Consider the following 20745-nt stretch of genomic DNA (forward strand, 5'->3'; position numbering starts at 1 on the left):
TGTTTTAGAAACGTTGATATATCGGTGTTTATGATTTTTTGTTTTCAATGGGGATCTGACTTTCTGGACAGCCCCATGATTGTACAGAAAAATATCCGGTTTTAACGGGCAGGATATAAAAAAGAATTACTATCATGCATCTGAACTTAAAAGTAATTACTGTACAGAAATAGTTAAACTAATAGTTGAATAAATTCAAGTTCTATACTTACTAGACAACATCTTTCAAGCCTAACTGATCTGACGCGAAGAGAAATAATTCGTCTACTTGCCTCTCATGACCGAACAGTATGGGAATTGGCGGAACCTTTTTGATATGTCTTTAGCAGCTTTGCTAAGCATATCAAAACATTAGAACGGTCAGCCCTGCTTGAAAGGACTGTGCAAGGACGAACGCATATTTGTCGTCTTACCTCCAAATCGTTTTCTACTTCTACAGATGGCTTCGATTTTATGAATGTTTTTGGAACAGACAGTTTGACGTTCTTGAACATGAGCTGAATAAAGCAAAAAAGGAGAAAAAATAAAGTATTTGCAACAAATTCATTATTTTGTAAAGGGTGATGAGAATGGTTAGTACATCTACAATAACCTTAACGATGAAACGTTCTTTTGATGCCTCTGCAGATAGAGTATTTGACGCTCCACTTTGCATTACCCCTGTTAATCCGAAATAAGAACGGGCTGGTCGTTGAGATAACGGATGGCACGGCAGAATACAACGAGAAAAACTACCGTTTATCACTGTTCTACGATCTAGCCAAGATGTCTGTCATCGTATGGCAAAGTCTTTAGTCCATAAGCTTTTACCATATCAATGCACCGCCGTAGCAGACTCCGGGTTGGATGCGTTCTGAAATTATGCTTGATCACTATGGTATGACAGAAGAAAACTGGCGTGATGCCCTTGTAAAGGAACCCCAATTCATCATCTCGGAAACGCCGCGTTTTGTCGGCCGCTTTAGCCGGTGATCCGAAGGTTGCTCGCTGGAACGGTCAATCTGTGTCAAGCGGTCAGCTCGCGCAAGTGTATAGTTTTTATGATCTTGATGGCTCACAGCCAGATGCCTAGCGATATATCGGAGAAGTACAGGATGCTGGAAAGCCAGCGAATGCTTCCGAGTACCACTAACGGGAAGCGATAGCTCGATATGCATCGCAGTGCGGATCTTTATTTTCATGTTTAAAAAAGTGTCCAAGAAGTCGAACTTGATCACCAGGCGCATGTTCGGCTTCTTCTTTTGTGGAAAATTGATGATATCTTCTATTCTCTCGAAGCCTTGTAGCTGTATGGGAGTCGAAGGGTGAGGGGGGGAGAAGGTGGATAGATAAGAGGAAGAAAGAATGATGAAAACCTGTGATAAAATATGCGTAGAAGGAAATTCTTTTTCAATTAATGGGAAGCAGTATAAAGGATTTGACAAAGATGGAGAGAAAAAATGACTTATTCGTTTATTTTTAAAGATTCATTTATGGATTTAACGAAAACTCGTATCCGTGAAATACAGACTGATGAAGAAGTGTTGCTTCATCCTAAATGGAGCTTTCCAATTGGAAAGTATTCGTTTTTTTCTGGAAAAGAAGAATATAAGGCAATATCTACAAAAGAACATTTCATACATAACGCCTTTGTTGTGCTTCAACCAGACGGAAAAGAAATTGTACGAATTAAAAATTTGTCACTTCATAAGAAAAAATCTATTTTTAAAGAGCTTCGAATGATTTATAGCTAGAACAGCTTTCATATAAACTCTACTCTTGCATTTAAAACGATAACGATTAGTAATGGAAAAGAGGTCATTCTGACAGCGAACAAAATTTCTTCGATATTTAAAAATCTTTTAGAAATGTATGATTACGAAGTTCAAGTTCATCAAACGATGAACTTACCATTTATAGTGTGGGTGGCCATTTTCAAGGGGATCCATTTATTGATTAGACGTTAGATCCATTGTAAAAATCTCCTTGGACCTTTCTGGAATTCCTTTTTTTCTAACTCTTCTCCACGTAATGTTGCGGACATGATTTTTCCTAGTATTTTGTACTAGTTGCTGGTGAAAAGACGAGAGTCTGCGTGCATGACTGTGAGTAAGCGATGGATTGGATTTTATCAGGTCAGTCAAAACGTATTTTTCGAAGACTATCAAATTGTTATATCAAAGGACAAAAGTGCGAAGGACCGTTAAGTTTTAGGAGGATTCACATGAAGGAATATGTAATTTTGGCAGTAGCCATCATAAGTGAAGTATTTGCAAGTTCAATGCTGAAAGTATCAAATGGATTTAAAAAGTTGTTTCCTTCCATCGGAGTCGTAATGGGGTATGGCGCAGCTTTTTATCTCTTATCTTTATCTCTAAAAGCAATACCGCTTGGTACGGCTTATGCGATATGGTCAGGCTTCGGTACGGCTTTAACTGCATTAGTCGGTGTTATCTTTTATAAAGAAAGTATTGATCTTAAAAAATGTTTAGGCTTAGTTCTAATCATTTGTGGAGTGGTTGTTTTGAAACTCAGCAGTTCTCATTAACGATGAGAGAGGAGGCAATTGTATGAAAGGTTTTATCGCATTAGGAATTTCTATTATCAGCGAAGTATTTGGTACGACAATGCTTAAATTGTCAGATGGATTTACAAGTTTTTTCCCTTCCATTGGTGTTATAGTTGGTTATGGATTATCTTTTTATTGTTTGTCGTTATGTCTTAAGACAGTTCCGCTAAGCTTGGCCTACGCGATTTGGTCGGGGCTGGGGACAGCTTTTACAGCGTTAATTGGTGTTCTAGTATGGCGGGACCCATTTAATATTATTACATTAGTTGGTCTAGTATTGATCATTGGCGGGGTGATTTTATTAAATGCTCCAAAAAGTCCAGATAAAGTTTTATAAAACTGACCCCCTGTCTGAAGGGCGCAAGGAGTCAGCTATAGGTCTAAACGTTTGTATTTCGTTTATAGGCTGACTGCCGGTTCGTATTCTTTAATTCGCTGACGGACGAAATCAGGAATCGCTCTCGATTTTCCAGCGGCGGCATCATAATTGACATAGATCACTTCAGCCTGAACCAGCGGGTCTTTTTCTCCCGCTTTTGTGATGATAAACTCCATTGTCAGGCTAGAGCCGCCAATTCGTGATGTTCGGCACCAGATCTCAAGCGTATCTTTAAAACGGGCTGGCTTTTTATATTCCAGCGTTGATTTGACCATTGCAATATCAAATATATTTTCTTGGGCAAGCTCCTCGAGATCCCGCCCAAACACTTCCTCAAAATAGTCAATAACCGCAACGTCAATATATGTCAAGTAATGGGCGTTAAAGACAATTTTTTGTCCGTCAATTTCTGAGTAGCGCACCCGCAGGCGGTGTGAAAAACGGAATCCTTCCATTATGTACCCTCCTGAAAAAATGTTATTTTCATTATATAATGAAAATTCTAGCAATTAAAGCGGGAAATAAGATTTGTAAAGAAGTTCGAAATAAGCTGAGCGTCTGTCAAAAATTCAAAAATTGATGCTAAAGTTGCGTTCACCTCTTTGATTAGGACAGAGGTAGGAAATAACATAAAGAACAAAAATAAAAAAATATATTCAATAACAAACAAAAGTATTATATAATTGAAATTACAGTAAAAACCAACTAGTATGTTTGGAATATTTTTATATTTATGCAAAAAGCGAAAATAAAAGATGTCATGAACTCTTCCCCCTTTCCTTGGCGCCGACGCTGGCATTTATCAAGCTAAAGAATTTAATTTGTCCAAAGGTGAAGGAATGTACGACAGTTAGTGAAGAAAATTGAAACCGTTTACTTTAAAATTTCTAAATTTTCATAACAGTTCATAAAAACAGCATAAGGTACATTCATAATGTATTAGAAAAAAGTACTAGTTTACTAAAGGAGATGGATAATTTATGGTTATAAAAGAATCTTTTGAGATAGCAAGGCAAGTCTATGAAAAATGGGGAATAAATATTGAAGAAGTATTAGAAAACTTGCAGCAAGCGTCAATCTCTATCCATTGCTGGCAAGGTGATGACGTAAAAGGATTTGAAGCAGATGCAAGCGAGCTTTCAGGGGGGATTGATGTAACAGGAAATTATCCGGGAAAGGCAAGAAATGCTGAAGAATTAAGGCAGGATTTAGAGAAAGCGCTGTCATTAATTCCAGGAAAACATCGTGTCAACCTACACGCCATTTATGCAGAAACAAATGGTGAAAAAGTGGAAAGAGATCAGTTAGAACCGAAACATTTTGAAAACTGGGTTAATTGGGCGAAAAAAATTGGTATAGGGCTGGATTTTAATCCTACCTTATTTTCGCATGAAAAAGCAGCAGATGGACTGACGTTGTCTCATCCTGATCCGGGAATTAGAGAATTTTGGATCAACCACTGTATTAGGAGCCGAAAAATCGGTGAGTACTTTGGCAAGGAGCTTGGAACACCATGCTTAACAAATATATGGATTCCGGACGGCTATAAGGACATTCCAAGCGACCGATTGACTCCAAGGAAGCGATTAAAAGAATCATTGGATAAAATTTTTAGTGTAGAGATCAATGAGAAATATAATTTGGATGCAGTCGAAAGCAAATTGTTTGGAATAGGATCTGAGTCTTTTGTTGTCGGCTCGCATGAATTTTATCTAGGGTACGCCTTACAAAATAATAAAATATATTTATTAGATACAGGTCATTTTCATCCTACTGAAACAGTCTCAAATAAAATTTCATCGATTTTGCTTTATAGCGACAGGCTTGCTTTACACGTATCGAGACCGGTTCGGTGGGACAGCGACCATGTCGTGATTTTGGATGATGAATTGCGTGAAATAGCGCTTGAAATCGTGCGCAATGATGCGCTGCATAAGGTTTTAATCGGACTTGATTTCTTTGATGCCAGCATCAATCGTCTTGCTGCATGGGTCATTGGAACGCGTAATATGATTAAAGCTTTATTATATGCAATGCTTATGCCGCATGAATATTTAAAGCAATTGCAAGAAAAGGGAAACTTTACGGAAAGATTGGCGGTTATGGAGGAATTTAAAACTTATCCTTTCGGTGCAATTTGGGATTATTATTGTGAGAAAATGAATGTTCCTGTAAGAGAAGAATGGTTAAAAGAAATTCAAAAATATGAGGAGGAAGTATTAACTAAGAGACAGTAGTCGTAAATATGGCAAGAGTATGAATTCCCTTGCTGCTCAAATTAGCCGATCAGTGAATTAAAAGAGCTGAAAAATTATAAAGACTTCGTGGATTAAGGAAAGCTTCACTCCTAATGGAGAAAATAAAGTAAATATAGGAAGTGCTAGATTCGGCAATTTCACTTAATAGCTTTAGCATCCGAAGCATCAGTAGATAATAGAAAGAGAAAAAAATGTGTGGCAGAGGTTGATGAAATGAACAAATCGCAGCCAATTTTTATAGGAATTGATATTGGAACACAGGGCATTCGCACAATTGCAATCGGTTATAACGGAACTATTTATGCAGCCAGTACTGTAACTTTTAACTTGGCGAAAGGAAACGAGTTAAGAATGGAGCAATCGCCGTTTATGTGGTGGCAGCATACCGGTGAATCTATTCGACAAGTAGCAAATAGTTTGAAGGAGCAAAAAATTCTTAATCAAGTTGTTTCCTTGTCTGTCACTTCCACATCAGGTACTGTAATTCCCCTTGATAAACAATATGAACCGCTATACAATGCCTTAATGTACAGCGACAGCAGGTCAGAATCTGAGGCAGCGCTTTGCAGAGAGGCTGCCTTTGCAGCAGGGCATTATACGGCATTTTCCAGCTCGTATGGTTTGCCGAAAATTGTTTGGTTCCATAAACATTTTCCGCAAATAGCAAAGGATGTATGTTTATGGGCGCATCCTACTGACTATATTATCGGGAAATTAACGGGAAAATGGGGAATAACCGATTATACGAGTGCATTTAAAAGCGGCTATGATTTAAATAATGAAAAATGGCCGGAATATATTGAAAAAACTTTAAAAATACCTGTTAAATCACTTCCAATCGTATTGCCTTCAGGGACTTTTGCCGGGAATGTGTCAAAGGAATGTATGGAGGAAACAGGGTTGCCGGAAAATGTAAGCGTTACACTCGGACTGACTGACGGTTGTGCGTCGCAGTTCGCATCCGGTTCATTATCACCTGGAAACTGGAACACGACAATTGGCACAACTTTAGTAATAAAAGGGATTACATACGAGCCAATAATAGATGAGAAGGGAATACTTTATAACCATCGCCATCCAGATGGATATTGGATGCCGGGCGGTGCGAGCAACACAGGGGGAGATTGGATTTCAATTGATTATTCAAAAGATGAATTAGCTTATTTAAATAGTAAAGCATATGAATATTTCCCAAGCCGGTGGATTTCGTATCCGCTCCGGCAAAAGGGAGAGCGTTTTCCTTTTGCATTTCCTGACATACAAGGCTTTGACGAACCAGGTTTGACAAAAGAACAGCTCTTTATTTCCCGTTTAGAAGGTGTTGCCTATCTTGAAAGAATGGCTTACGAGATGATTGAAAAGCTGTCAAGCGAGAAAGTGAGGGCTGTCTTTACAGCAGGCGGAGGAAGCAGCAGTGATGTATGGCTGACTATACGGAGCAATGTCTTAAAGAAGCCTATTATTAAAATGAAGCATAGCGACGGTGCTATTGGGGCTGCGATTGTTGCGGCATCTTCATATTTTGGAAGTATTCAAGATGCCGGGGAGAACATGCTGAAAAGAGAAAAAGAGGTGATGTTTGAAGAACATATAAGTGAACAATATGAAGAAGGATATGAACGCTTTATTCAAGCACTTAAAAAGAGAGGAGTTGTGCTGTGACAAGATTTTTCCTTTTACGCCATGGAGAAACGGAATGGAATCGGGATGGCAACAAATATTGCGGAAGGACGGATGTTTCACTGTCAGAGCAAGGGATTAAGCAGGCGGAAGCATCAGCTAAAGCGCTGAAGCACGTAAAGTTTCACGCGGTCTTTTCTTCAACTCTAGTAAGAGCATCGGCAACAGCTGCAATTATAAGCAAAGAGTTTGGTTTGCCAGTTATTGAAGATCAGCGTCTTGTAGAAATTGACTTCGGGAAATGGGAAGGAAAAACGGTACAAATGATTGAGAGAGAACATAAGGATTCATGGACAGATTGGTTAACGAATCCGGCAGAGTGTTTTGCCGGGGAAACGGGAGAATCTGCAAGTCAAGTTTATAATCGGATCCAATCTTTTTTTGAAGAGGTATCGAAAACATATCCAGATAAAAATGCGCTTGTTGTAGCTCATAACACAGTAAACCGTATTGCTGCAACGCAATGGTTTGGATTACCTTTTTCGCATTACCGCAAAATAAAAATGGACAATACAGGGGTTTCTATTATTGAATATTACGGTAAAGGAAAGGCATCCATTATTCAATGGAACAGTATTTTGCATCTTCTTTGAAGCAGGAAGTTTCCGATAAGCATCAAATCGATCTTAAAAAAATTTCCTTTTCGGAAAGGTATGGAGAAAATTGAACAAAACGTTTAAGTTTTTCGCCCTTGCTTTTTTCCTGTTCCTTTTGGCATCCTGCTCTTTATCAAAAGAATATGAGGTTATTTATGTAGATAAACCAACTGAACAAATGAATCATGAAAGCAACAGGAATCATGAACATGAGATTGTCATTGGACTTGTTCCTAAAATCGCTAATATTCCTTATTTTTTAGCAGCAAAGGAAGGAGCCTTAGAAGCAGCGAAGGATTTGAATGTTACAGTCATCTATAAAGGGCCTTCTGCGGCAACCGCAGAGGAACAAATTGCCGTTATTCATAAGCTGATAGAGCAGAAAGTAGATGTGATTGCTGTTTCAGCAAATGACCCGAAAAAATTGGGTACGGTTCTGCAGCAGGCCCGTGAAAAAGGGATAAAAGTCATCACTTGGGATGCAGACACAGACGCAAAATATCGTGACTTCTTTGTCAATATGGTCGATGCCGAGCAAATGGGAAGACATATTATGGATCTTTTAGCATTAGAAATGGGAGAAAGGGGGAAATACGTTATTTTGACCGGCTCGCCGACTGCTGCGAATTTAAACAATTGGATTAGGTGGTTAAAGGTGCAGCAAGAAGAATATTATCCAGAATTAGAGCTGCTCGATGTGGAGTATGCGAATGAAGATATTCACAAAGCTTACAATTTAACAGTTAACCTATTAAAAAAATACGATGATCTAAAAGGGATCATTGGTATATCGACAGTGAACCCGCCTGCTATTGCGCAGGCGTTAAAGGATTACGGAAAATCTGGAGACATTAAAGTTGTTGGAACATCGACTCCGAACATGACAAGACCATATTTGAAAGAGGATGTGCTGCAAACCATCACATTATGGAGTCCGCAAAAGCTCGGTTATTTAACCATTGCGTTAGCCAAAAACTTAGTGTTGGAGGATTTGCCGTATGATGGACAGTTTGTGGAGAATATAGGGAATATTAGTTTTGACGGCGACATGGTGATTATGGGACAGCCAATCGATTTTACAAAAGAGAATGTGGATCAATATGATTTTTAAGAGAAGAAACGATTCAAGCCGAAAATCTTTGTCTTTAACACATAAACTAATTATTTCCTATGTTCTGCTGACTGTTATTCCAATGGCTTTGCTTGGTCTTTTAGCGTATTCGCAGTATACATCCTCTATCGAGAAAGAAGTCGGAAAATACACTCCGCGATTATTAAAGCAAGTGAATAATAATATCGAAAATGAAATCAGGAAATTGGAAGCGCTTCCAAACCTAGTGTATAATTCGAGCGATGTGATGACAATATTACGGGAATCGGAAGAAACTACTCAATCTAAAAGACTCCGAGATAAGTATATTGTTGAAAGCTATTTAACAAGAACATACTTGCGAAACCACACAGACAATATTTTAGGAGTGTTCCTTATATCGAAGAACCGTGTTTTTTCAAGCACTACTTTACCTTATGAGAATTTTGGCTTTCATGACGGTTCGTTGCCATATTTGAATTCTTTAAGCAAAGTTGGAAGTATGGAAGTAGTGTTATCAAGTCAAATTAACTTAACTTTTGAAGGGTCTCCTTCCTATTTTATGCTAATAAAAGAAATCACCGACTTCGATAATAGAAAAAAGCTGGGAACAATATATATTGTGGTAGATGTAACATTCATAGAGCAGTTCGCTAAGGATTTGCTGCATGAAAAAGATGCGGAAGTATGGATGATGACGAAGGACGGAATGATTATATATCATTCAGATCGCTCCAAAATCGGCACAGTCGATAGGAGAATTGACAAATATCCAATTTTAAACGGCAGCTTTACTATAAAAAAGCACGGCGAGCGCCTGCTGGTTAGCTTAAATGAGTCGAGTGTATTGCCGTGGGTGATGGCTCATAGCATGCCAATAAAAAATTTAACAGAAACAACGGATTTAGTAAGAAACGTGACAATCCTCATTTTCATAGCGTTTGCCTTAATAACGACCGCCATTTCCATATTTTTTGCAATGAATGTAACCCGTCCTTTAAATAATTTAAGCAAAATGATGAAGGAAGTTGAAAAAGGAGATTTAAGCATTAATATACCTGTTCATTCAAATGATGAAGTCGGGCAGCTGGCTAAAAGCTTTAATTCAATGCTGATGGAAATTCGAGAGCTGATTAAGCAGAAATATAATGTAGAGCTTAAACAAAAAACAGCTGAATTATATGCATTGCAATCTCAAATTAATCCTCATTTTATGTATAACACATTAGAAACAATCAGCATGTCGGTCGAAGAAGAAAAAACAGAAGATGTTGTAACAATGCTGACTTTGCTTGGAAGAATGCTTCGGTATTCTTTAAATAACAAAGATAAATTAGTCACGATACGGAATGAACTGCAGCATATTGAAGATTATTTACGCATACAGAAGTTCCGGTTTGAAGAACGACTGCACTTTGAAATTGAAAAAGAAGAGAAATTACTAGAATACTATATTCCTAAATTTGTGCTGCAGCCAATCATTGAAAACTCAATCAAATACGGACTTGAAAAACAGAGAGAACTAAAAGTGAAAATTTCAGTTTGTGAAGAGCATCCGGACCTCATTTTAACTGTTTTGGACAGCGGTCCTGGAATCGCCAAGGAAAAGCTGGAAGAGTTAAATGAAAGATTGATGGCTGATCCAATGTTAGGAAGGGATTCCGGCATAGGAATTATCAATGTAAATGCCAGAATTACAATGATTTTTGGGGATCATTACAGATTATCGATTACTAGTCACGTAAATAAAGGTACTATGATTAAAATTCGAATACCAAAAATAAACGCCTATCAAGCAAACCAGCTTCTTTTGAAAGGAGGAGGTGATTAATGATCACGGATCAGATAAAGGTTGTAATTGTCGATGACGAGCCGCGGATTAGACAGGGGCTGGAAAGACTAATTAAAAAGTTTAGGCCAAACTGGCACATTTGCGGGGTATTCTCAGACGGAGATGAAGCTTTTAGAGAAATTCATGAAAAAATTGGCGCCTTCGATCTTATATTTACCGATGTGCAAATGCCGGTTATAAACGGATTGGAATTAATTAGTCTACTGAAAGAAAAAGGGTATAACTTTTATTCCATTATTATCAGCGGGTATGATGATTTTAAATATGTCCAGACAGCGCTGCGGGAAGGGGCAATTGATTACATTTTAAAACCGATAGATCGAGAGAATTTTGAATCCCACTTACAAAAAGCAGAGGAGCTTATAGTAACTGACAAGAAAAACAAAAGATTAATCGAAGAGGCTGAAGAAATTCAAACAAAATTGACGTATGAAAAGCAAATCCAATTATTAAGCGATACAACGGCAGTTGAAAATATGGATGTGTCGTATTTGGACTGGACACGTGATTTTCCAGATGGAAAGTATAATTTGCTTTATATCGGTATAGATAATGCGTTTTCTAGAAACGGCTTCGAAAATAAGGATGAATGGAAGAAATGGGATGTCACCATCAAAGAATCGATTCGAAAATCGTTTATAAAGGAACGCAATTGGATTTGGAAAAACAACCAATATTCGTATTGGGTGCTTATTTATAACGGGGAAGAAGCGAAAATTGAACAAAGCTGTTTGTCGCTCAAAACAACCATTCAGAGGACAACGCCTTTTACGGCATCGATTGTTTTAGGACAGTCATTTGTGGATTTATCAATGTTAGTGGATGTGAAGAACGAGCTGCGAGAGGCAATGAAATATAGGATGATTCAAGGGGGGAATAAGCTTTTTAAAACGGAATCTTTAAAGCACCTTACCTATAATAAGATTATGGATGTTCCGCCGGCAGTGTACAAATGGGCTGAACAAACGGTTGAAGCAATGAAATATGAAGAGCAAAATGTTTTAACAGCAATCAACTCATTTTTTGACGAGCTTAAAAAAATGACCTCTCCTTTTTTGCTTCAAGAATCTGTTCGTTATTTGTGCATCCGGGTCATAAACCAATGGATACAGGATGATGGGATTAGCGAGCTTCCTACACTGCTTAGCGAGGCGTTTTCGATTACGGATGAACCGGCTTCCTTTTCTGTTTTGAGACAGGAAATGATTAACTGGATCATGAAAATTAGAAAAATGAGAGAATATTATCGGAAAAATACAATTGACCCAATTGTTAAAGCAAAAGAATGGATTCATTCTAATCTTGGCGAAAATATTACCATTAAACGTATTGCGGACCATGTTCATTTAAACCCAACCTACTTTTGCGAATACTTTAAAAATCAGACAGGAGAAACAGTTCTGGATTATGTAACGAATGCGAGAATTCAAAAGGCGAAACAATTATTGGCTGCTACGGAAATGAAAATTTATGATATAGCTGTTCATGTCGGATATCAAGATGCAAAATATTTCAGCAGATTATTCAAACAATGGACCGGCTTATTACCGTCGCAATACAGGGAAAAACGGGGGAGCTTTTAAAAGGACGCACTGAAGGCGTTGAAAACTGATCGTTGAAATACAAAAATACTTGAAACCTTTTTAAAAGAACGTACTGAAGACGGTTGGCACATACCGAACTTTGTATCGGCAGCTGTGCTGAATTTGTTTCCAGTACGTTTTTTATTTTTTTAAAATTTACTGAATATTGTCACACCAATCCGAATTTTACCCCCTATCCATAAGTAAGTGATTTCATTAATATGTTTATAAAAAGATAACACTTGAATTTATCTGTGAAAACGGGGGAATTTTCAGTGACGATGATAGGACCGTCGCTAATGTGTGCAGACATGGGAAATTTAAAAAGGGATGTGCAAGAACTTGATCAGGCCGGGGTCGATTTTTTTCACATTGACATTATGGACGGTTCGTTTGTTCCGAATTTTACGATGGGGCCGGATATGGTCAACGTCATCCGTGCGGCAACGGATAAGCCGTTAGATATTCATCTCATGATTATGAGGCCGGAGGAGCATATAAATTTATTCGCTGATGCCGGTGCGGATATGATTTCGGTTCATATTGAATCAACTATTCACTTGCAGCGCGTTTTGCAAACGATCAAATCTAAAGGCATAAAAGCGGGAGTGGCCTTAAACCCCTCCACTCCAATTGAATCGATTGAATATGTGATGGATGTGATTGATTATGTCACATTGATGACAGTGAACCCCGGTTTTGCCGGTCAAAAATTCATACCGACGATGTATAACAAAATCAAGAAACTTCATCAATTGATTGAAAAAGAAAGCTACAATATTTTGATTCAAGTTGACGGCAATATAGGTTATGAAACGATCCCAAAAGTTTTGGAAAATGGAGCAAAAATGCTCGTTTGCGGCACATCCAGCTTGTTTAAATCCAAAGGGTCTCTTCATGATGCTGTTATTCATCTTCGTCAATTTATTGAAGGAACAGCCAAGGTAAAAACGGGGGATTAATATGTCTTCAATTACAGTAGTTGGCAGCATTAATATGGACATTGTTGCGATGACAGACAAATATCCGAGCCATGGTGAGACAGTTTTCGGGAACAGCATGGTTTTGTTTAGTGGAGGAAAAGGCGCCAACCAAGCAACAGCTTGTGCAAAGCTTGGAAAAAAAGTTTATTTGATTGGTGCGATCGGAGAAGATGCTTTTGGTGCCGAACTAACAAAAAGACTAGTACAAAACCGTGTCGACACGACATTAATCAAAATAGTGCCGAACGTTCCTACAGGCAGCGCCTTAATTACAGTTGATTCATCAGCTGAAAACACAATGCTCGTGATAAAAGGCGCAAATGATTCATTAACCGCTGAAGATATATTGGAAAGGATCCATACAATTGAGGACAGCAAGGTGCTTCTCATTCAGATGGAAATACCTGTTGAAGCCGTTATCCAGGCGATGAAAGCAGCAAAACGAAAAGGGATGTTTGTTATATTAGATCCGGCTCCTGCAGAAGGCATAGTACTCGAGGCTCTCCAGTATGCCGACATTATAACGCCGAATTTACAGGAAACCTATACATTGACAGGCATTAAAGCTGATTCAGAAGAAAGCGCAATCAAAGCAGCAGAGCATTTCCACCTTCATTTTGGAATGAAAAAGAGCATTATTAAAATGGGCGGAAGCGGTCTCGTGCTTTATGATGAAGGCAAGACTTTATTCATACCGCCGTTAAAGGTAAAAGCTATTGATACGGTTGGAGCTGGAGATTCCTTTGCCGGGGCTCTTGCATGCGCAATTGCTGATGGAAAAACATTAGAGGAAGCTGCCAAATTTGCTGTTATTGTCTCCGGCATCAAAGTAACTAGAAAGGGTGCGCAAGACGGCATTCCGACACTTGAGGAAGTAAAGCAATATTGTAAAGAAAATGGAATAACAACTGGTTAGAAATAAGGTGATAGCATGAGTGAATACTTGCTTCAAATGTTAAATATCAGCAAAACATTTCCTGGTGTAAAAGCATTAGATGACGTGAAGCTTGAAGTAAAGAAAGGGGAAGTTCATGCCCTTATTGGAGAAAACGGCGCCGGTAAATCCACACTCATTAAAATACTAGCTGGAGTTTATCAGCCTGATCCAGGAGCCCAGTTTTTCTTTGAAGGAAAGGAAGCAAAAATACGAAGACCAATTGATGCCACTATGCGCGGCATATCAATTATTTACCAGGACTTAAGCTTATTTCCGAATTTATCGGTAGCAGAAAACATTTATATAGGAAGAGACAGCGATAAGCATTCTTGGAAAAAAGTTGATTGGGCTCTTATGGAAAAAACGGCCAAAAAGGCTTTAAAAGAGCTTGATTTTGAGATTGATGTTTCAACACCGGTAGAAAAACTGAGCATAGCCCAGCAGCAGATGGTCGAAATAGCGAGGGCGCTTGCGTTTGATGCGAAATTAATCGTCATGGATGAGCCGACATCATCACTTTCCGCCGGTGAAGTAGAGAAGCTGTACGAAGTTATATTTTCTTTGAAAAAAAGAGGGATTTCAATTATTTTTGTAAGCCATAAATTAAAAGAACTGTTTACAGTTTCTGATCGATTCACCGTTCTAAGAGATGGCAAATATGTCGGTACGTATCATGCAAATGAATTAACAGAAGAAAAACTAATTACGTTAATGGTTGGCCGGAAAATTTTATATGAAAAAAATAAAGAAAAGGCAGCCTCAGGCAAAACATTGCTTGAAGTAAGAAACCTTGCGAAAGAAGGAAATTTCAAAGATATTTCATTTGAACTGAGGGAAGGGGAGGTTCTTGGAATTACAGGGCTAGTAGGCTCTGGTCGCACCGAGCTGGCGCAAGCTATTTTTGGCATTAATCGTCCTTACAAAGGGGACATCATCATTAACGGTCAAAAGACTGTGATCAAGTCTTCAGAAGAGGCAGTAAAAAAAGGAATTGCTTATATTCCTGAAAGCCGGAAGACGCAAGGGCTTATTTTAAGACAATCAATCATTAACAATATTTCGCTTCCTGTGTTGAAAAAATTAAAAAATAAATTTTTGCTGATTAATCGAAGAAAAGAAATAGAATTAGCTGAGCATTATATACAATCATTAGATGTCAGACCGCCGCTGCCATACAGGGCTGCCGGCGATTTGTCAGGCGGAAATCAACAAAAGGTAGTCATAGGAAAGTGGCTGTCAACAAATCCTAAAATTTTGATTATCGATGAGCCGACTAACGGAATTGACATCGGTGCCAAGTCAGAAATCCATAAGCTTTTAAGAGGATTAGCGGCAAATGGAATGGGAATCATTGTGATTTCTTCTGAACTTCCTGAGGTGCTTGCTGTTAGCGATCGCATTATCGTTATGCGCCATGGACGAATTGCAGGCGAACTCGGGATTCATGAAGCGACACAGGAAAGCATCATGAACCTTGCATTGCTTGGGCAAAAGGGTAAGGTCCGCGAGGAGGCACAATTATGAAAGCGTTTTTAAAATCAAAAGAAATGAGCGTTGCTGTCATTATTTTACTTCTATGCATCATATTGGCCTTCATTAGCCCGGTATTTTTAACAGCAGATAATTTGTTGGATGTTGTGAAAGGAAATGCAGTATTAGGCATTTTGGCTATTGGAATGACGCTTGTCATCATTACAGGGGGGATTGATGTATCTGTTGCAGCAGTGACAAGCGCGGTATGTGTCGTTTTGGGCAAGACGATGATGTTTTTGCCTGATAGCCCACTGACCATTGTGTTAATTTTTGTCATTGCTCCGCTTTTCGGAGTGCTGTTAGGCTCCATCAATGGAATTTTAGTTGCAAAAATTCAAATTCCGGCGATTGTCGTTACTTTAGGGATGATGAGTATTATTAACGGACTTGTTCTGTATATTACAAACGGCCAATACTTGAACAGCAGCAACTTCCCAACTGTTTTCTTGAAATTTTCGAATTTCTCTGTTTTTGGAATATCCATTATTATTTGGCTTTTTATCATTACAGCAGCTTTGACATGGTACATTCTTAAATATACATTAATCGGCCGCGAAGTAATGGCTATTGGCGGAAACAAAGAATCGGCTGTCCGAGTCGGAATTAACTACAGCAAAGTTCAAATATTTGTTTTTTCTTATATGGGCTTTTTAACAGGGATTGCTGCGATTGCTCAAACTTCTTATACAAAAGCGGTAGATCCGAACGGAATGATTGGCTTGGAATTAATGGTTATTGCTGCAGTGGTGCTGGGAGGAGCCAATATAATGGGAGGACGCGGAACAATATTTGGAACGATATTAGGTGTTCTTCTGCTAGGAATTATACAAAATGGATTAATATTAGCGAAAATTGATACTTTCTGGCAAAAGGTTTTTACAGGGGCAATTATATTAATCGCTGTATCGTATGACCATATTCAATATAAACGCTCGCAAAAGCAGCTTTCAAAAATTGAAGTGGAAGCATAAGGGGGGAGAGGATGAAACAGGTTACGCTTTCAAAAGAAAATATACTCGGACTCATTGCCATCGGTCTATTTGTTTTGATGAGCATAAGTGTTCCGGGATTTTTATCAAGCAATAACTTGACAAATATGATGTTTCAGCTGCCTGAGTTCGGTTTGTTTGCTTTAGCCATGATGGTGGTGATCGTAACAGGCGGAATCGATTTGTCGATCACGTATACGGCAGCGCTGGCAGGGGTAGCAATTGCGATATTATCAAGCAATGGATATCCGATAATCATTGCGATTTTAGGAGGCATTGCAGTTGGACTTCTTTGCGGTTTTATGAATGGATTTATTATTGCCAAGATCGGAGTATCACCGATTCTTGTAACCCTTGGGACAATGGTATTGTTTGAAGGGCTTATTCTCAGCATTACAAAAGGAAATTCAATATCCGGATTCAGCCCTGAGTACACGCTGATTGGAAATGGTTATTATCTGGGGCTCATTCCGCTTTCGATTATAATCTTTCTCTTTGTCGCTATTTTGACTTCCGTACTGCTGAATAAAACAGTATGGGGAAGATCAGTTTATATGGTTGGAAGCAATCCGGTTGCATCCTTGTTTTCAGGGGTTAATAACAGCAAGGTTTTAATGAAGGTGTATTTATATAGTGCTTTGTTAGCGGCAATTGCTTCTATCATCATGACATCAAGATATAACACAGTAAAAGTTGATCTTGGATCATCCTATTTATTGCAAAGCGTTGCAGCAGCCGTTCTTGGCGGTACTGAAATCCAAGGAGGCTATGGGAAAGTGATCGGCACGTTATATGCAGTTATGATTTTTCAAATGATATCCAGCGGCTTAAATCTAATGGGAGTGCCGAGACCGATTGTGACAGTGATTATGGGGGTTATTTTAATCGCGGTGTTAATTATTAACTTTATTAAAGTAAAGGCTGATGAAAACAAGCAAAAAAAGCTTGCAGAAACAGCATAATGACTTTTCTTTAATTGGTTAAAAGATTTATAAACTATAAATTTACAAGGAGGAACAGTATGAAAAAAATTGCAGGTTTATTTGTCGCTTTATTGCTTGTATTTGGTCTTCTTGCAGGATGTGTTTCTCAGCAGGGTGCAGGGGGGAATTCAAATTCATCTAAAGATGGAAAAGATGAGGCTGGCGGGGGCGATGGAAAAATCAAAATTGCCGTTGTTCCTAAACTAATTGGCATTCCTTATTTCAATGCATCTGAAAAAGGAGCAATTCAAGCGGGAAAAGATCTTGGAGTCGAAGTGATTTATACAGGTCCAACAGAGGCAGATGCTGCCCAGCAGGTTAAGGTGATTGAAGATTTAATTAGTCAAGATGTGGATGTAATTGCTGTTGCACCGAATGATGCAGCTGCATTATCGCCTGTATTACAAAAAGCGAAGGATAAAGGAATTATCGTGATGGACTGGGATACACCAGCAGATCAATCTTTAGTTGAACTTTCTGTCCACCAAATTGATGACGAAGCTTATGGCCGTCATATCGCGAAATCATTAATTGAACAAATGGGGACTGAAGAAGGGGAAATCGCCATTCTCACAGGTGGTCTTGCGGCAGCAAACTTAAATTCATGGATCGATGCAGCGAAGAAGGAGCTTGAAGAAAATTATCCAGGAATAAAGCTAGTAACAGATAAAATTGCGACTGATGAAAAGCAGCAAGTGGCATACCAAAAAACGCTTGATTTAATTAAATCATATCCGAACCTTAAAGGGATTATGGCATTTTCAACTCCTGCTCCTCTTGGCGCAGCTCAAGCTATTCAAGAGAAAGGTCTTCAAGACAAAATCGCTGTTGTCGGAACAGCACTTCCGAAGGATTCAGCTCCATTTTTAGAGGATGGCTCATTAGATGTAGCAATCCTTTGGGAGCCTGACAAATTAGGATATTTGACAGTCGCTTTAGCTAAAGATCTTGTTGATGGCAAAAAGCCTGAAAACGGCCAAAATATAGATGGTGTAGGAGAAGTGGAAGTTTGGGAGGATGGTAAAACGGTCATTATGGGACCGCCTACAGACTTTACAAAGGATAATGCTAAAGACTATGACTTTTAATTTTCGTTAAAGAGATTACCCCTCTCACATTTTTGCAATTGGAGAGGGGTTTCGTTATTTTAGAAAGTATTGCTATTTTTGCAGATCCGGTAAGTTCTTTGCCTTGCAATAAAAAAGTGAAGGCTAAAATATCAATATTTTTATTGGCAGGAAACGTAAAGAGATTTTTCTTGCTTTGTGGAAAGGGAAAATTTTTTTAATGGTTACTGCCAATGAATTTTTTGAAGAATGGAAGAAAAGTTGTTTACAAATGTTTACTCAGATTTTGACCTGCTGCATGAGCAGCAAGAAAATGTCTAGTTATGGAACGCTATCCTAATTTTTAAGCGAAACATTTAGCAGCTTCATAGATTGTGTGAATTTTAGGAGGGATAAAATGACACATATCGCAGTTGACATCGGTGCATCAAGCGGACGGCTTGTCATAGGGGATATAAAAAATGGAAAATTGACAATTGAAGAAATACACCGATTTGCCAATGGTTTTACGGAACGAAATGGAACGTATTATTGGGATATTGATCATTTGCTGACGGAAATTGTAAAGGGATTGGCATATGCCAAAACATTGGGAGTGAAAAGGTGTACACTTGGAATCGATACTTGGGCTACAGATTATGTGCTGGTCGATCAAGAAGGAAAAAGGGTGCAAGAGGTCATAGCATACAGAGATAAAAGAACAGAACGGACGATTGAGAAGATTACGAAGCATATTTCCAAAAAAGATATATATGAAAAAACAGGCATTCAGTTTTTATCCTTCAACACCTTATACCAGTTATATGAAGAAAAAAAAGAAAATCTTGAAAAAACGAAAATGATTATGACAGTTCCTGATTACTTAGGATACAAACTGACTGGATGTGCAGTGACGGAAGTGACAAGCGCATCTTGTACTCAGCTTTTAAACGTGAAAGAAAAAGATTTTGATCAAGATTTGCTTCAGCTGCTGTCAATTGAGCGTGAGCAGTTTCCGCCGTTTTCTTACCCCGGGGACATGCTCGGATATGTCAGAAACGAATATTTTCCTGATTACGATCTGCCCGAAACAAAAGTGATTATAGTCGGTTCTCATGATACAGCTTCCGCAGTTGCAGGAGTACCTGCTGCTGAAAAAAATTGGGCGTATTTAAGCAGCGGAACTTGGTCTTTGATTGGGATTGAATCGGATGCGCCAATCATTACAGAAAAATCATTATTTTACAATTATACAAATGAGTGGGGAGTGTTTGGGACATACCGTTTTTTAAAAAATATTATGGGCATGTGGATTATTCAAGAAGTGAGAAGACATTTAACGAAAGATTACAATTTTGCCCAAATGGTTGATGAGGCAAGAAAGGCGCCTCCGTGCAAACAATTTATCAATTTTAACGATCAGCGATTTTTTAATCCGGACAATATGGTAGAAGAAATTCAGAAATATTGCAGGGAAACGCTTCAGCCTGTGCCGCAATCAACAGGAGAAATTGCGAGATGTGTATTTACAAATCTGGCTATACTATATTCCTTGTCAATTGATGAAATTGAAAGTATATCGGGCAGAACAATCGATTCATTATATATTGTCGGAGGCGGCTCGCAAAATGATTTCATAAACGAAATGACCGCTGCTGTAAGCCGAAAAACGGTTTTTGCCGGTCCCTCTGAAGCAACGGCTGTAGGAAATATTTTAATTCAGCTAATAGCGGAGAAAAAGCTTGCAAATTTACAGGAAGGACGGAATCTAGTCTTGAACTCTTTTTCTATTAAGCGTTTTGATCCAAGAGAAAGCGGAAACGATGCATTAAAAGAACAATTTAAACAAGCTGTTTTCTCCTGGATATGTACAGAGTACCGGCTCCATAAGAAAAATTGATCATAACACAATAACTCATAGTGCCTATGTTACATCAGGAATGAGCGGCGCTCCAATTTATGTTCACCAGCAATTGGAATGCATTATCATTAAAAAGTACATCGAGTTGGGGAATAGCATTTCCAACAGCCTCAAAAAATTTCATTTAAACTTAGGGGCGCAAAATGAAACAGAATATGGAAAGGTTCCTTTTGATGGTCTTAATAGATTAGCTGCTGTTTTATCGGATCATGTACAATAAAAGAGATTTTAGAATAAAGACACTATTCCAAAAGGCAAATAAATGAACTTCAAAAGGAACCAAAAAAATTTTTCTCTCAATTTATTGCTCCAAGAAAAATGTTAACGGAATGTTGAACATAAATTTTAATAGAGAAATATTTAAAAA

At 38.4% G+C, this 20745-nt stretch carries 17 protein-coding genes and 1 pseudogene; 17 read left to right on the forward strand and 1 reads right to left on the reverse strand.

The genetic code is table 11. From position 1 onward, the window contains the following. Positions 1 to 639: 639 nt before the first annotated feature. The 4 genes and pseudogenes from RI196_RS01365 to RI196_RS01380 all read left to right on the forward strand — a co-directional run. Positions 640 to 1072: pseudogene (locus tag RI196_RS01365) on the forward strand (SDR family oxidoreductase); the annotation flags it as partial. A gap of 367 nt (positions 1073 to 1439) precedes the next feature. Then, entirely contained in the window at positions 1440 to 1733 is a 294-nt protein-coding gene (locus RI196_RS01370) for a hypothetical protein (protein ID WP_311066766.1), read from the forward strand. A gap of 470 nt (positions 1734 to 2203) precedes the next feature. Further along, positions 2204 to 2527, forward strand: coding sequence for a DMT family transporter (locus tag RI196_RS01375; RefSeq protein WP_130158505.1), 324 nt, complete (start codon positions 2204 to 2206; stop codon positions 2525 to 2527). Positions 2528 to 2549: 22 nt separating this feature from the next. Continuing rightward, complete coding sequence (locus tag RI196_RS01380; protein WP_311066767.1) at positions 2550 to 2885, forward strand: DMT family transporter; 336 nt, start codon at positions 2550 to 2552, stop codon at positions 2883 to 2885. Between the two features lie 62 nt (positions 2886 to 2947). Here RI196_RS01380 and RI196_RS01385 read toward each other — a convergent pair whose 3' ends face one another. Next, positions 2948 to 3382: an acyl-CoA thioesterase gene (locus RI196_RS01385; RefSeq protein WP_311066768.1), complete on the reverse strand. Its 435-nt coding sequence runs from the start codon at positions 3380 to 3382 to the stop codon at positions 2948 to 2950. A 525-nt stretch (positions 3383 to 3907) separates the two neighbouring features. Between RI196_RS01385 and rhaA the strand changes: the two genes are divergently transcribed. The 13 genes from rhaA to rhaB all read left to right on the forward strand — a co-directional run bounded on the left by rhaA (position 3908) and on the right by rhaB (position 20357). Then, positions 3908 to 5164 carry an L-rhamnose isomerase gene (gene rhaA, locus RI196_RS01390; protein WP_094244941.1) on the forward strand — a complete coding sequence of 419 codons (1257 nt, stop codon included), beginning with the start codon at positions 3908 to 3910 and terminating at the stop codon, positions 5162 to 5164. A gap of 216 nt (positions 5165 to 5380) precedes the next feature. Next, positions 5381 to 6847, forward strand: a complete 1467-nt coding sequence (locus RI196_RS01395) for an FGGY-family carbohydrate kinase (RefSeq protein WP_311066769.1) — start codon at positions 5381 to 5383, stop codon at positions 6845 to 6847. After that, the gene (locus RI196_RS01400; RefSeq protein ID WP_311066770.1) at positions 6844 to 7458 is read left to right on the forward strand and encodes a histidine phosphatase family protein; all 615 of its coding nucleotides are present in this window, start codon (positions 6844 to 6846) and stop codon (positions 7456 to 7458) included. The genes RI196_RS01395 and RI196_RS01400 overlap by 4 nt, the downstream gene beginning before the upstream one ends. A gap of 70 nt (positions 7459 to 7528) precedes the next feature. Continuing rightward, positions 7529 to 8572, forward strand: a complete 1044-nt coding sequence (locus tag RI196_RS01405; RefSeq protein ID WP_311066771.1) for an autoinducer 2 ABC transporter substrate-binding protein — start codon at positions 7529 to 7531, stop codon at positions 8570 to 8572. After that, the gene (locus RI196_RS01410; RefSeq protein WP_311066772.1) at positions 8562 to 10382 is read left to right on the forward strand and encodes a sensor histidine kinase; all 1821 of its coding nucleotides are present in this window, start codon (positions 8562 to 8564) and stop codon (positions 10380 to 10382) included. The genes RI196_RS01405 and RI196_RS01410 overlap by 11 nt, the downstream gene beginning before the upstream one ends. Then, the gene (locus tag RI196_RS01415; RefSeq protein ID WP_311066773.1) at positions 10382 to 11986 is read left to right on the forward strand and encodes a response regulator transcription factor; all 1605 of its coding nucleotides are present in this window, start codon (positions 10382 to 10384) and stop codon (positions 11984 to 11986) included. Before RI196_RS01410 ends, RI196_RS01415 begins: the two co-directional genes overlap by 1 nt. Positions 11987 to 12267: 281 nt before the next feature. Further along, positions 12268 to 12948 carry a ribulose-phosphate 3-epimerase gene (rpe, locus tag RI196_RS01420; protein ID WP_311067313.1) on the forward strand — a complete coding sequence of 227 codons (681 nt, stop codon included), beginning with the start codon at positions 12268 to 12270 and terminating at the stop codon, positions 12946 to 12948. Position 12949: 1 nt separating this feature from the next. Then, positions 12950 to 13885 carry a ribokinase gene (rbsK, locus tag RI196_RS01425; protein ID WP_311066774.1) on the forward strand — a complete coding sequence of 312 codons (936 nt, stop codon included), beginning with the start codon at positions 12950 to 12952 and terminating at the stop codon, positions 13883 to 13885. A gap of 15 nt (positions 13886 to 13900) precedes the next feature. Then, positions 13901 to 15430, forward strand: coding sequence for a sugar ABC transporter ATP-binding protein (locus RI196_RS01430; RefSeq protein ID WP_063386513.1), 1530 nt, complete (start codon positions 13901 to 13903; stop codon positions 15428 to 15430). Beyond that, the gene (locus RI196_RS01435; RefSeq protein ID WP_311066775.1) at positions 15427 to 16410 is read left to right on the forward strand and encodes an ABC transporter permease; all 984 of its coding nucleotides are present in this window, start codon (positions 15427 to 15429) and stop codon (positions 16408 to 16410) included. The genes RI196_RS01430 and RI196_RS01435 overlap by 4 nt, the downstream gene beginning before the upstream one ends. Positions 16411 to 16421: 11 nt before the next feature. Further along, entirely contained in the window at positions 16422 to 17390 is a 969-nt protein-coding gene (locus RI196_RS01440) for an ABC transporter permease (RefSeq protein WP_311066776.1), read from the forward strand. A 59-nt stretch (positions 17391 to 17449) separates the two neighbouring features. After that, positions 17450 to 18499, forward strand: coding sequence for an autoinducer 2 ABC transporter substrate-binding protein (locus tag RI196_RS01445; protein ID WP_094244946.1), 1050 nt, complete (start codon positions 17450 to 17452; stop codon positions 18497 to 18499). Between the two features lie 376 nt (positions 18500 to 18875). Then, on the forward strand, positions 18876 to 20357 hold the full coding sequence (rhaB, locus tag RI196_RS01450) for a rhamnulokinase (RefSeq protein ID WP_311066777.1): 1482 nt from the start codon (positions 18876 to 18878) through the stop codon (positions 20355 to 20357). Positions 20358 to 20745 lie beyond the last annotated feature (388 nt).

The sequence above is a fragment of the Aeribacillus composti genome (assembly GCF_031760945.1).
GTDB classification, from domain to species: domain Bacteria; phylum Bacillota; class Bacilli; order Bacillales; family Aeribacillaceae; genus Aeribacillus; species Aeribacillus composti.